Genomic DNA, 13,642 nt, shown 5'->3' on the forward strand with positions numbered 1-13,642 from the left:
GTCCGTTGTGGCGCGCGGCTGAATTTACGCGACTTTACGCCGTGCGCGCGCCCCGGGACCGCCACGCCCGCGGCGTTCGAAGCCCGGAGGACCCGCGGACGGACCTGGCTCGGTCGGCGGGATGTCCGGCGCGTCGACCTGCGGCGACTGGCGCTCTCCCGGATAGGCTAGCACTTCTGCGGTTTCTCCGACGCGCGTCCACTCGACAGGGAAATCGGGCCCCCGCCGCGCGCGCCAGCGCTGGCTGTGGCCGAGGGGATCCAGCACCCAGTCCTGCAGGTGCGCCTGCGGTCCGCGCGTGGCCTGCGCGAGCGCTTCGATGGGCGCCTTCGGCACGCGGTCTTCCGTCAGCAGGCCGTTCTTTTCGAGGAACGTGTCCGTCAGCTGCGTGTAGCAGAAGCCGGACAGCGGCCGGCACCGGTGCACGGCCGACATCAGCTGCTGGTAACGGAGCAGCAGTTCCTTGCTGTCCTTCGCCACCGAATAGCCCCAGCCGGACTCCTCGCCGGGTTTCGACATGGCAATGCCACCGAACTCGGACAGGAACAGCGGCCGGCCCAGGCCCGTAAAACCGTCGATGACGAGGCGGCGCCGGTCCGGCTGCACGTGCTCCAGCGTGTAGGCGACGGCGTCGCGGGTGCCGTAGCGCTCCAGCAGCACCGTCGGGTCCTGCTCGTAGTCGTGCACGCACACGAGGTCGCCGCAGGGCATCTCCCAGCCGTCGTTGCCGACGACGGGCCGCGTGCCGTCCAGCGCGCGCGTCATGTGGTACAGGGCGCGCACGAAATCGACCTGGCGCCGGTCGTTCATCAGTTCCGGCACGCCCCACGATTCATTGGTCGGCACCCACGCGACGATGCACGGGTGCGAGATGTCGCGTTCGACGAGTTCCTTCCACTCCTCCATCACGCCGTGGACCGTCGCGCTGGAAAAGCCGTAGGCGGACGGCATCTCGCCCCACACGCACAGGCCCAGCACGTCGCACCAGTACAGCCAGCGCGGGTCTTCCGACTTCTGGTGCTTGCGCACGCCGTTGAAGCCGAGGCGCTTGATGAGCAGGACGTCGTGACGCAGCTGGTCGCTCGACGCGACCATCAAACTGTCCGGCCAGTAGCCCTGGTCGAGCACCATGCGCAGGAAGTAAGGGCGGCTGTTCAGCACGAAGCGGTCGCCTTCCACGCTCACCGTGCGCAGCGCCGTATAGCTTTGCACGCTGTCGATCAGGTTGCCCTCGGCCGAGCGGATCTCGATCTCGGCGTCGATCAGCTGCGGGCTCTCGGGGCTCCACATCCACAGGCCGCGCGCGTCGTCGATGCCGGGATCGGGCAGCTGGAAGATACGGGACAGGCGCGGCCCGGTCAGCAGGCAGCGGTCGGCCACGAGCAGCCGGCCGGCCAGCTTAAGCGTCACGTTGGCCATGCCGCCTTCCGGCACGTGGGCGATGTCGGCGTCCAGGCGGATCTGCCAGCGGGCGACGTCGGCCGTCCAGCGCAGCTGCGCGACGTGGGCGCGCGGCACCTTTTCGATCCAGACCGTGCGCCAGATGCCGCTCGTGCGCGGGTACCAGATCTTGTGCGGTTCCGGCTCCCAGTCCATCTTCCCGCGCGGCTTGTGCATGTCCTGCGGGTCGTCCTCGGCCTGCACGGCGATCTCGAGGATCGAGCCGTCCAGGTGGCGCGTGACGTCGAGGGAGAACGGGCTGTGGCCGCCCCGGTGCTCGACGGCGAAGCGCCCGTTGATCCAGACGCGGGCCCGGTAATTGACGGCACCGAAGTGCAGGATCAGCCGCTCCTCCGGTCCCGGCAGCAGCGCGGGGTCGAGCGAAATCTGGCGCTTGTACCACACGCGCCGGCGGTAGCCGCGGTCGTGCACGCCGCTGGCGCGCGCTTCGGGCGGATACGGGACGACGATCGTGCGGTCGAACGGTACGTCGGCCGGATCGACGTAGAGGGTCGAGTCGTCGAACATGGCCTGCCAGGGGCCGTCGAGGCTGCGCCAGGCGGCGCGCCGCAATTGTGGGCGGGGATATTCCACGTTTGCGCTCCTTGGTTCTTCTGTACGGCCTACTCTAGGAGCCGTGACTGCCGCTGGCAAGCCCTTTCACCAGCGGTTACAAAGCGATACTCACGGCGTCGCATCAACGAGACAGGCGGGACACGGTCACGCGTTCGAACACCGCGCGGTAGCCGGCGCCGCCCATCGCCACCAGGCCCAGCCGCGCCTGCGGTCCGAGGCGATGCGTCCACGTGCCGCCCCCGACCCAGGTCTTGCCGTCCCGGCTCGAATACCCCGTATAACGTTCATCCCCCCCGCCCCGGTGGACATCGAGCCGCAGCCATGTCGTCGTCCCCGGCGTGCCGGCGACCGTGTTGCCGTAGCGTGGATAAGCGGCCGGCACGGGAGACAGCTCTTTCGCGAACTCGACCTGGTGAAGGCCGCCGTGCGCCATCTCGACGAGCTTGACGTAGTTGTCGTCGTCGCGCATCACCACCAGGCCCGCCTGCACGGCCGTCTTGCAGCAGCCGTCCGGCACGTCCAGTTTTACGACCGCCTCGATGCGGTAGTCGCCGTCCGGCAGCGCCGCCTGCAGTACGCTGGCCGTGTTCGTGTCCACATGCAAGTCGGTCGCGGCCGTCGTGACCGTCAGTCCCTGGGGACCCGTCGACCAGGCGTCGCCCGCCGGCGGGCGCTGCCACGTCCACCGCTCGTCCAGCTTCGCGCCGGTGAAGGTGTCCGTCTTCGCGCCGGTGAAGGTGTCCGTCCACACGGAACTCGCGTTCTCCGCGGGCGCCGGCGCGAGCGTCAAGGCGCGCGGACGCGTACCGGCGACCGTGGCCGGCGCGGGCCGGGGTTCGTCGCTGGGCGCGCCGCGCGCGACGGGCCAGCCGTCGACCCAGTCGATACGGTCGAGCAGCGCGAGGCGCCGCGTCAGCTTGTCGCGCGCGCTGAAGAACGGCTCGTTCACGTCGATGCCGTGGTAGATCGTCCACCACTGCCCGCCCGCGTCGGGAAAGACCGTGTTGTGGCCCACGCCGACCCAGCGGTTACCGTTCTGGAACAGGACGGGCGTGCCGCCTGCGCGGGGGGCGGCGAGGTCCTGGCCCAGCCGGTCGACGAACGGCCCGGCCGGCGTGCGCGCCCGGCCCGCGTAGACGGCATAGCCGGTCAGCGGGCCGTTGCAGCAATCCGTCGTGGAGCCGAACAGATACCACCAGCCCCCGTGCCTGACGACCTCCGCGCCTTCGTAGCGCCACGCGGCGCCCACCTTGCGCGGCGTGCCCTCGGCCTGCAGGCCGTCGAATCGCAGCGGCTGCACGTACACGCCGCCGCCGTAACTGCCGTAATAGATCCATTTGCGGTTGCCGTCCTCGACGACCTTCGGATCGAACGTCCACTGGAAGTCGCAGCCGGGGCCCGCGCGCCGCGGCGGCACCACCGGTTGCGCCGCCGGCACCCACGGGCCGGCCGGGCTGTCCGCCATCGCGACGCCGATGGCGCTGTCCTTGTCGCAGCCGGCTTCCGGGCTGTGCGCGTCGGCCACGTCCGTCACGGTGAAGTACAGGTAGTAGTGGCCGTTGAGGAAGGCCGGTTCCGGCGCCCACAGGCCGGACGTGGGCGCCGCCAGCCCGGCCGGGCGGTCGGCGAACGCGTCGCCCACGTAGTTCCACGTCACCAGGTCCGTCGAGCGGTAGATGGCGATCATGTGGAAGTGCCAGTCGCCCTTCTCGCCGTCCAGCGGGCGCTCGTTCTTGCTGACGGGGTCGCTCGTGCAATACAGGTACCATGTGGGCGTCTTCGCGCGCGGGTCGCGCAGCACGGCCGGGTCGGCGCAATTCTGGGCGGGTTCGCCGTTCGCCAGGTGGACGGGGAGCGGATTGCGATAGGTGGCGGCGGGCGTCGCCCATGCGGGTGCGGCGAGTACGACTGCCAGTGCGCCGAGATACGGTAGCGATCCCATCGTCCCTCCCTGATTTTTGCCGCAGAGCTTACCCCAAGCGGCCCGGGCGGGATGCACGGTTGGCACGCCTATCGTTGTTCATATGCCCAGCCTGTTGCCGGATTATGAACAGCCCCGTCGCATCGCGCCAACTGGAACGGCCCGGGCCAGGCATTGCGCGACACGCTCTGGTATCATGACGATTGTTTCCGCTTCGAGATCCACACGTTGACGCACCACACTTGGATGTCCACCGGCCTGCTGTTTGCGGCTCTGCTGAGCGCCGGCGCGGCGGACGCGAAGGACGCGACCCTGCGCCCCTGGCCCGCGGGCCAGCCGACGCCAGCCCTGCAGTTGACGGGCCTGGACGGCCAGCCGTGGGACGTGACAAGCCTGCGCGGCAAGGTCGTCGTCGTGAATTTCTGGGCCAGCTGGTGCGGCCCGTGCGTGGACGAGCTGCCGGTATTGAAGGGCCTGGCGGGCCGCGACGGCGTCGCGGTCGTGGGCGTGAACTACAAGGAACCGCTCGATACGATCGAACGTTTCACGCAGGACCACCCGCTCGGCTATCCCGTCCTGCGCGACCGTACGGGCGATGCCTTCAAGCGCTGGACGCCGGGCGTGATGCCGACGACGATCCTCGTGGACCGCACGGGTCGCGCGCGCTGGCGCACGGTCGGCGAGATTCCGCCGGACGACACGAAGCTGCGCGCCGCCATCGACGCGCTGCTGGCGGAACCGCAACATCGAACACACAACCAAAAATAGGGAAAAGCCATGCAAGACACCAAACCGTCCACCGCCCGCCGTGCGCTGCTGAAAGCGGCCGGCGGCCTCGCGCTCGCCACCACCCTGCCCCGCGCCGTGCTGGCGGCGGACGCGCAGGAACGCCATTTCGACCCGCGTCCGGGCGACTGGAAGGGCTACGAGGTGGTGACGAAGGTGGCCCTGCAGCGCGCCGCCGGTCCGTCGACCGTGTGGATCCCGCTGCCGGCCATCGACACGGAATGGCAGCGCAGCCTGTCGAACAACTGGTCCGGCAACGCGAAGAAGACGCACGTCGAAACCGACCCGCGCTACGGCGCGCGCTTCCTCGTCGCCGAATTCGATGGCAGCGCGCCGCCGATGCTGGAAGTCGTGTCGCGCATCCAGACCCGTGACCGCGCCGAGAACTGGAAGACCCGCACCCCGGGTACGGAAGCCGCCGAAGACCTGCGCGTGTGGCTGCAGCCGACCGACCTGATGCCGCTCGACGGCATCGTCAAGAAAACCTCGCTGACGATCACCAGGGGCGCGCGCACGGATGAGGAAAAGGTCCAGCGCATCTACGACTGGATCGTGCTGAACACGTTCCGCGAGCCGAAAGTGAAAGGCTGCGGCACGGGCGACATCAAGACGATGCTGGAAACGGGCAACTTCGGCGGCAAGTGCGCCGACCTGAACGGCCTGTTCGTGGGCCTGTGCCGAGCCTCGGGCGTGCCGGCGCGCGACGTCTATGGCATCCGCATCGCGCCGAGCGCCTTCGGCTACAAGGAACTGGGCGGCAAGCCCGCGGCCCTGCAAGGCGCCCAGCACTGCCGCGCCGAGGTTTACCTGAAGCAGCACGGCTGGGTCGCGATGGATCCGGCCGACGTGGCCAAGGTCATGCGCCAGGAAACCGCGGACTGGATCAAGGACCCGGACAACCCCGTCGTCGCGCCCGTCAAGCGCGCGCTGTTCGGCGGCTGGGAAGGCAACTGGATGGGCTATAACTTTGCCCACGACGTGCGCCTGCCGGGCTCCGTCGCCGGCAAGGTCGGCTTCCTGATGTACCCGCAGGCGCAGAGCGGCGGCGAAGCGTACGACTCGCTCGCGCCGGACACGTTCAAGTACACCATCACGTCGCGCGCCATCTGACCGACATGTCCACGCTCGCCCGCCAATCCGTCGACGGTACCGAACGCAAGGCCGGCCGCCTCATCGCGCTCGGCATGCTCGCGGCGCTGCTCGCCTCCACGTGCTGCGTGCTGCCGCTCGCGCTCGTGCTGATCGGCGTGACGGGCGCGTGGATGGTCAATCTGCAGGCGCTGAAACCCGTGACGCCGTATGCCATCGCCCTTACCGTGGGTGCGCTGGCGTGGGCCGGCTGGCTCGTGTTCCGCCCGGCGCGCGTGTGCGACCTGGAGAGCGGCGACTGCGCCACCACGCGGCCGCTGATGCGCCGCGTGTTCATCGCCTGCGCGCTGTTCGTCGCGCTGTTGCTGGGCTTTCCGCTGATCGCCCCGCTGTTTTATTGAGGAGAGCACCATGAATTTCACCCGTACCCTCGCCGTCGCCGCCCTCTTCATCGCGGCGCCGGCCTTCGCCAAGCAGCAGACCGTGTCGCTGAACGTCCCGACGATGGACTGCGCCACCTGCCCCATCACCATCAAGACGGCATTGTCGAAGGTGCCGGGCGTGTCGAAAGTGAAGGTCAGCTACGAGAAGCGCGAAGCCGTCATCGTCTACGACGACGCCCAGACCACCGTCGCCGACCTGAAAAAGGCGACGGAAGACGTGGGTTATCCGGCGATGCTCAAGACGTCGAAGTGATCCCGCGGGGATCCGTGAGGAAGACGAGGAACACGGCCCCGATCAATCCCATCCCCACGGCGCACGCGGCCTGCCAGCCGCCGTGCGCATAACTCCACGCCCCCAGCGCCGAACCGGTCGCGCCGCCCAGGAAGAACGTCGCCATGTACAGGCCGTTCACGCGCCCGCGCACTTCCGCGCCAAGCGCATAGATCGCGCGCTGGCCCAGCACGAGATTGCCCGACACGGCGAAGTCCAGCGCGATGGCGGCCGCCACGAGGATGCCGACGCCGAACCGGCCGCCGTCCGCCAGGCCGAGCGTCGGGACGAACGACAGCAGGCCGAGCAGCATGCAGAACACCGTCGCGGGGCGCGTCCAGCCCCGGTCCGCCACGCGGCCCGAGAGCGGCGCCGCGATCGTGCCGGCGACGCCGGCCAGCGCGAACCACGCGATATCGCGCTGGTTCATGTCGTACGCCGGGCTCGCGAGCAGCAGCGGCGTGACCGTCCAGAACACGCTGAACGCGCCGAACATGCCGGCCTGGTAGATGGCGCGGCGGCGCAGCACGGGCAGGTCGCGCACGAGCCCCGCCATCGATGCGAGCAAGGCGCCATAGCCGAGCGTCGCATGCGGACGGCGCGCCGGCAGCAGCACGCGCAGCACGATGCCGAGCAGCACCATCAGTACGGCCGACAGCACGTACACGCCCTGCCACGACCACGCGTGCGTGATGAAACTGGCGACGGGACGGGCCAGCATGATGCCGAACATCAGGCCGCTGACGATATTGCCGACGACTCTACCGCGCACGTGCTCGGCCGCCATGTGCGACGCGTACGGCACGAGCACCTGCACGGACACGGCGCTGAAGCCGATCACCAGCGAGCACGCGAGGAACGCCGGCACCGGATGGCCGAGCGCCGGTGCGATTGAAGCGGCGACGAGCGCCACCACCAGCAGCGCCACGAGGGCCAGCACCAGTCCCCGGTTTTCCAGCAGGTCACCGAGCGGCACGACGAGCAGCAGGCCGGCGCAATAGCCGAGCTGCGTCAGCGTGACGAGCAGGCCGGCCGCGCCGGCCGGCAGGCCGATGTCCGCGCGGATCGGGCCGACGAGCGGCTGGACGTAATATAGATTCGCCACGATCAGGCCGCAGGCGGCGGCGATCAGCAGCATCAGCCACGTGGGCATGGCCGCGGCGTCTTGCCGCGGACGTTCGAGCACCTCGGTGGACAAAGGCGATGGGGGCAACATGCGCTCCGGGTAAAGCGTCAAGTGTAATGCCTGCTGGCGATCCTTGCCGGACGCGTCTTAGATCGGCGTGCGCTCCCACAGCACGTCGAGCGGCCCGTCCACGTGGCCCACGGCGATGCGCGGATAGCGTTTCAGGCGCGCGCCCGCGAAGTCGTCGGCGAGCGCCGCGCGCACGAGGCGGCGCACGAGCAGCACGCCGTCGTCCGCATCGGCGACGTCACCCGGCAGCGCAATCCGGGCGCGCGACGGCAGCCAGACCTCGTCCAGCGCCCAGTCGGCGGCAGCCGGGTCGCAATCGGCGGCGCCGATCAATTCCACGGCGTGCTCGCCGGCAGTCGTCGGGTGCACGTTGAAGCACAGCGCGCGCACGCCGGCACGCCAGCTGCCGGCCGGCTCGCCGATCGCGCCCAGCAGCCAGCGCCGGAAGAAGTCCTCGAAGCGCGCATCCTCGAAACGGGCATCGGGCGCCTGCGGCATGCCTGCGCCGCGCGCGGCGTCAAGGTTGATCCAGCCAGTCATATTCCCAGCTCCACGGCATGTCGTCCGGGCCGAGCGCCTGCCGGCCCAGTTCCGGGAACAGGCGTTCCGCCCGCACGTCGTTCGACAGCATCACCACGCAGCGCTGGCCCGTCTCCAGGCACAGCACGAAGTCCGCCGTCGATTCGTCGTGGCCGCCGTCGAACCACGCGGGCCCCGAGCGGTCCTCGAACGTGACGACGCCCAGGCCCGCCGCCAGTTTCTGCGGCCACGCGGCCTCGGCGCCGCCGAACGCGGGGTAGCGACGACGCGCTGCGATCGGCAGCCAGCCCGTCGAGAACGCGGCGCGCGTGTCGGGGCGCAGCCCGTCGCCGCGCATGATGCCGGCCCACAGCCTGGCCTGGTCGGCGATCGTCGTCTCCATCGAGCCGGCCGCGCGCACGCGGTAGCGGCGCTCGTGCGGCTGCAAGGCGCCGTCGAACGCATAGCCGTCCGCCGCGTTTTCCGCGTACTCCGCGCGCCAGTACATGCTCGTGCGGCGCATGCCGAAGCGGTCGAACACGCGCCGGCGCATCTCCTGCGCCACGTCCAGGCCGAGACCCTGTTCGACGATGAGCTGCAGGATCGCATAGCCTTCGCTCGAATACGCATAGCGCTCGCCCGGATCGGTGTGGATGCGCAGCCGGCCGCCCGGCTCCATCCAGCGGTAGTCGGCCAGGCCGCCGCCGTGCGCGAGCAGCATGCGCGGCGTGATCGCCTGCCAGCGCGCATCGCCGGCGAGGTCGGAAAAATCGTAGGGACGCATGCGGTACGTGGGCAACGGATGCGGCAGCAGCTTCGTGACGGGCGCGTCGAGGTCGATCCGGCCCTCGTCGGCCAGCTGCAGCAGCATGTACGCGAAGGCGGCCTTCGTGAGGGTGCCGCCCGCCATGATGGTGTCCGGCGTCAGCGGCTGGCCGAGGGACGCGTTGCGCATGCCCATCACCTTGACGTTCGCGACCTGTCCGTTCTCGATCGTCGCGAAGGCCAGGCCCTGCACCTGCTCGCGCCGCATCGCGCGCTGGATTTCCGGATCGGACAGCGATTGCATGGGGCGTAGCGGACGCGCGCAGCCCGCCGCCAACATCGCCGCCACACCCATCGTCAACCACGTCCCGAACCGCATGCGCTCTCCCCAGACCCGCCGGATGCCGCACCGCGCGGCACCCCAGTCCGACATGATGCCATGAGAGCGCTAACTCCGTCATGACGATTCGTCAAGGCGAGCGCTTGTAGACGCGCACGTAGTCGACCAGCATCTGCTGGGGGAACGCGGTCGTCGCGTCCGGGTTGCCGGGCCAGGCACCGCCGACGGCCAGGTTCAGGATCATGAAGAACGGGTGCTCGAACACCCAGTCGCCCGTGACGGTGTCGGGCCGCGCCGTGTGGTACAGGATGCCGTCGCGGTACCAGCGGATCTCGCGCGGTTCCCATTCGACGGCGTAGACGTGGTAGTCGTCGGCATACATCCCCTTGTCGAGCCGCTGCGGCTTGCCGATGGCCTTGGCGCCGCTGTAGCCGGGGCCGTGCAGCGTGCCGTGGACGAGGTCCGGCTCGCGGCCGATGTTTTCCATGATGTCGATCTCGCCGCAGCGGGGCCAGCCGGCCTGGCCGATGTCGGCCCCGAGCATCCAGAACGCGGGCCAGATGCCCTGCCCGCGCGGGATCTTGATGCGCGCCTCGTAGCGGCCATGCGTGCGCTCGACCTTTCCCGCAGTCTTGATGCGCGCGGAGGTGTAGTGGCGTCCGCCGTGGTCTTCCTTGCGTGCTTCGATGACGAGATTGCCGCCATCGACACGCACGTTGTCGGGCCGGTCCGTATAGAACTGCAGCTCCTGGTTGCCCCAGCCGTTGCCGCCCGTCTCCGGGACCCATGCCGTGCGGTCCAGCGTGCGGCCGTCGAATTCGTCGTGCCAGTCCAGTACCCAGCCGGGCGGCTGTGTGAGCGTGGTTTGCGCTTGGGCCGCAGTCCACGGAGCAAGGAAAACGGCAAGCACGGTGGCGATTCGTAAAGTGGACATGCGGTCTCCGCTTGGAAACGTTCCCAGACAGTTTCGAATATAGCATCGCGGTTTTTTCGATGTCAAACGTACCCTGTTTTTCAGTGTGCCGTTTCGGCCACGCACTACTGAATATTCCGTTGACAATTGTTTTTTCTGAACATAAGATTCGACCAGCATATGGAAACGTTTCCAGAGATTGGAAACGATGTTGAAGCGGTGAAGAGAGATAAAAACAGAGGAGACCCAATGCATTACCCGAAGGCAAACCAAAAACTGATGAGCCTGGCTGTCGCGAGCGCCTGCGCCGCCCTGATCCCGGCCTACGCCCAGACGACCGCGCCCGAAGACAGCCGCGGCGGCGACATCCCGACCACGTCGATCCAGCAGGTCACCGTCACGGGCCTGCGCCAGTCGCTGGCCTCGTCGCTGAACCTGAAGCGCCAGTCGGACGGTATCGTCGACGGCATCGTGGCCGAGGACATCGGCAAATTCCCCGACACGAACCTGGCCGAATCGCTGCAGCGCATCTCGGGCGTGTCGATCGACCGCGTGAACGGCGAAGGCCAGAAGATCACCGTGCGCGGCGTGGGTCCCGACTTCAACATGGTGCTGCTGAACGGCCGCCAGATGCCGACGTCGAACCTGGGCGACCTGAATGGCCGCTCGTTCGACTTCTCGAACCTGGCGTCGGAAGCGATCTCGCAGCTGCAGGTCTACAAGACCAGCCGCGCCGAGACGCCGACCGGCGGCATCGGCGCCACCGTCAACGTGATCACCGCGCGTCCGCTCGACAAACTTGGCACGTATTCGAGCATCGGCATCAAGGCCGTGCACGACACGTCGAACAACAACCTGCCGGGCGACGTCAAGGCCAGCACCTCGACCACGCCGGAATTCTCGGGCATCTATTCGACGACGTCGAAGGATGGCCACTGGGGCCTGGGCGTGTCGGCGAGCTACCAGGAACGCAACCTGGGCTTCAACCAGGCGTCCGTCGGCAACGGCTGGAAGGGTCCGTTCCGCGGCGACGAGAACAACTGGGGCACGATCCCGCAGCCGGGTACCGCCGGCTCGGAAAACATCACGAACCGTCCCAAGCCCGGCGACATCTACCAGGTGCCGCAGAACCTGAACTACAGCATGACCGGCGTGAAGCGCCAGCGCACCAACGGCCAGTTGACCCTGCAGTGGCAGCCGGTCAAGGAACTGACGACCACCCTCGACTACACGTACTCGGAAAACAAGCTGCAGACGAAGCGCAACGACGTCTCCGCCTGGTTCAACTTCGGCGCGTCGGCGTCGTCGTGGACCAACGGCCCGATCGCCGCGCCGCTCGTCTACACGGAATTCATCCCGGCCGGGAACAGCGACATCGCGATGGGCGGCGCCGACTTCGCCACCAAGACGCAGAACAAATCGCTCGGCTTCAACGCCCAGTGGCGTGCGACGAAGGACCTGAAGCTCGAGTTCGACGCGCACCGTTCGACCGCGGAATCGAAGGCGGACAGCCCGTTCGGCTCGAGCAATACGCTGGGCACCGCGAGCTTCTCGCGTGGCGACACGACGGCCGATTTCTCCCAGGAGTTCCCGGTCCTGTCGATCAAGGGCGCCGACTTCACGGGCGCGCCGCAGCAGGTCACCGGTTCCGTCTTCCAGAACGGCTACATGAAGGGCGAGGTCGACCAGCTCCAGTTCAAGGGCCGCCTGCGCATGCTGGAAGCGTCGAACCTGAACTTCGGCATCGGCACCGTCGAGGTCAAGAACCGCTCCGCGTTCTCCACCCAGCAGCGCGACGCCTGGACCGGCGCGACCAAGCCGTCCGACTACCCGAGCAGCCTGTGGCACGCCGACACGATCCGCCAGTACTTCGACCAGCTGGCCGGCAGCCAGAACCCGAACCTGTTCAACACCTTCTACACCTTCAACTTCGCGCAGGTGCGCGACGTGGTGTCGAAGGCGTCCGGCCTGCCCGCGCTGTACCTGCCGAAGAACACGTACGACACCGACCAGCGCACCGGCGAAAAATCGAAGAGCCTGTACCTGCAGTTCAACACGGACTGGGATACCGCGCTGCCGATGCACACCGCGATCGGCGTGCGCTACGAAAAGACCGACGTCGTCTCGACCGCGCTCGTGCCGGCGGCCACCGCCATCACGATGGTCTCCGCCAACGAATTCCCGGTCACGTTCGGCGCCCCGACGTTCACCACGCTGACCGGCAAGTACCACCACCTGCTGCCGTCGGTCGACTGGGACATGGACCTGCGTGACGACATGAAGGTGCGCGCGAGCTATGGCGAGACCATCGGGCGTCCGCGCTACGACCAGATCGCCGGCGGCCAGATCCTGAATACGCTGGCGCGCGTCGACGGCGGCACGGGCTCGCAGGGCAACCCGGCGCTGAAGCCCGTGAAGTCGAAGAACTTCGACCTGTCGTGGGAGTGGTACTACGGGAAGGACAGCTTCTTCTCCGTGAACGCGTTCTATAAAGACCTGGAGAATTACGCGGGCCAGTCGAAGATCGACGCGACGCCGTTCAACCTGCACACCCCGGTGGGCGGCGCGCTGTGGAACGAAGCGTCGGCCGCCGGCTGCGGCACGGACCCGGCCTGCATCCGCAACTACATCTTCAAGAATCACCCGACCGCCCCGGGCGTGACGGTGACGGGCGTGGACAGCAGCGGCAACCCGACCGGCAACATCGTCGGCCAGCCGGGCGATCCGGTGGCGCACTTCCAGATCACGACGTTCTCGAACCAGAAGAAGGCAAGCCTGAACGGCCTGGAATTCAATCTCCAGCACATGTTCGGCAACACCGGCTTCGGCATCTCGGCGAACTACACGTACGTGCACTCCGGACTGCGGTACGATAACGGCAGCGTGGGCGAACAGTTCGCACTGGTCGGCCTGTCGAACTCCGCGAACCTCGTCGGCATCTACGAGAACGACAAGTGGAACGTGCGCGCGGCCTACAACTGGCGCGGCGAGTTCCTGTCGTCGACGTTCGACGGCGCGGGGCCGAACCCGAACTACGTGGAGCCGTACGGCCAGCTCGACCTGTCGGTCGGCTACAACGTCACGCCGAAACTGGTCGTGCAGTTCGAAGCCATCAACCTGACGAACGAGACGAGCCGCGTCCACGGACGGACCACGCAGCAGGCGCTGTACGTGACGCAGACCGGGCCGCGTTATATGCTGGGGGCACGCTACAAGTTCTAAGGGCCCGGGACCCCAAGACCGTCGTCCCCGCGAAGGCGGGGACCCAAGTTTGCAGGCTACGGACGCAAAATTGGATTCCCGCCTGCGCGGGAAGTCGTTTCCGGCGGTGCCGGAAACGACGACACGGGCGTACGGTCAGTCTGCCGTAATCGGTTTCAGCGT

General features: G+C 68.0%; 11 protein-coding genes. 5 read left to right on the forward strand and 6 right to left on the reverse strand.

The annotated features are described in order from the left end of the window. Positions 1–24: 24 nt before the first annotated feature. Positions 25–2,034 (reverse strand): glycoside hydrolase family 2 TIM barrel-domain containing protein, encoded by a 2,010-nt coding sequence (locus ASD28_RS21480; RefSeq protein WP_229411953.1) that lies wholly within the window; start codon positions 2,032–2,034, stop codon positions 25–27. Positions 2,035–2,137: 103 nt separating this feature from the next. Further along, complete coding sequence (locus tag ASD28_RS21485) at positions 2,138–3,958, reverse strand: family 43 glycosylhydrolase (protein WP_056133033.1); 1,821 nt, start codon at positions 3,956–3,958, stop codon at positions 2,138–2,140. Positions 3,959–4,183: 225 nt separating this feature from the next. Here ASD28_RS21485 and ASD28_RS21490 point away from each other — a divergent pair, with 225 nt between their 5' ends. From ASD28_RS21490 to merP, 4 genes are read left to right on the forward strand one after another with little or no spacing between them, the layout of a single operon-like run. Next, positions 4,184–4,705: a TlpA disulfide reductase family protein gene (locus tag ASD28_RS21490; protein ID WP_156650926.1), complete on the forward strand. Its 522-nt coding sequence runs from the start codon at positions 4,184–4,186 to the stop codon at positions 4,703–4,705. Positions 4,706–4,714: 9 nt separating this feature from the next. Then, positions 4,715–5,833, forward strand: a complete 1,119-nt coding sequence (locus tag ASD28_RS21495; protein ID WP_056133040.1) for a transglutaminase family protein — start codon at positions 4,715–4,717, stop codon at positions 5,831–5,833. Between the two features lie 5 nt (positions 5,834–5,838). After that, on the forward strand, positions 5,839–6,213 hold the full coding sequence (locus ASD28_RS21500; protein WP_056133045.1) for a mercuric transporter MerT family protein: 375 nt from the start codon (positions 5,839–5,841) through the stop codon (positions 6,211–6,213). A gap of 10 nt (positions 6,214–6,223) precedes the next feature. Continuing rightward, positions 6,224–6,508 (forward strand): mercury resistance system periplasmic binding protein MerP, encoded by a 285-nt coding sequence (gene merP, locus ASD28_RS21505; protein WP_056133048.1) that lies wholly within the window; start codon positions 6,224–6,226, stop codon positions 6,506–6,508. On the opposite strand, the gene ASD28_RS21510 is transcribed toward merP, so the two are convergent. The 4 genes from ASD28_RS21510 to ASD28_RS21525 form a co-directional block, all read right to left on the reverse strand. Then, positions 6,492–7,742, reverse strand: a complete 1,251-nt coding sequence (locus ASD28_RS21510) for an MFS transporter (RefSeq protein WP_056133582.1) — start codon at positions 7,740–7,742, stop codon at positions 6,492–6,494. The two genes, merP and ASD28_RS21510, sit on opposite strands and share 17 nt — an antisense overlap. Positions 7,743–7,799: 57 nt before the next feature. Continuing rightward, on the reverse strand, positions 7,800–8,261 hold the full coding sequence (locus ASD28_RS21515; RefSeq protein ID WP_056133051.1) for a hypothetical protein: 462 nt from the start codon (positions 8,259–8,261) through the stop codon (positions 7,800–7,802). Then, positions 8,239–9,384, reverse strand: a complete 1,146-nt coding sequence (locus ASD28_RS21520; protein WP_229412411.1) for a serine hydrolase domain-containing protein — start codon at positions 9,382–9,384, stop codon at positions 8,239–8,241. The genes ASD28_RS21515 and ASD28_RS21520 overlap by 23 nt, the downstream gene beginning before the upstream one ends. Positions 9,385–9,475: 91 nt before the next feature. Further along, positions 9,476–10,279 (reverse strand): family 16 glycosylhydrolase, encoded by an 804-nt coding sequence (locus ASD28_RS21525; RefSeq protein WP_056133054.1) that lies wholly within the window; start codon positions 10,277–10,279, stop codon positions 9,476–9,478. 258 nt (positions 10,280–10,537) lie between these two features. On the opposite strand from ASD28_RS21525, the gene ASD28_RS21530 reads away from it, so the two are divergent. Further along, positions 10,538–13,480, forward strand: coding sequence for a TonB-dependent receptor (locus ASD28_RS21530; protein ID WP_229412412.1), 2,943 nt, complete (start codon positions 10,538–10,540; stop codon positions 13,478–13,480). The last annotated feature ends 162 nt before the right edge of the window (positions 13,481–13,642 follow it).

Origin of the sequence: Massilia sp. Root133 (assembly GCF_001426525.1) — a bacterium.
Lineage (GTDB): Bacteria > Pseudomonadota > Gammaproteobacteria > Burkholderiales > Burkholderiaceae_D > Telluria > Telluria orientalis.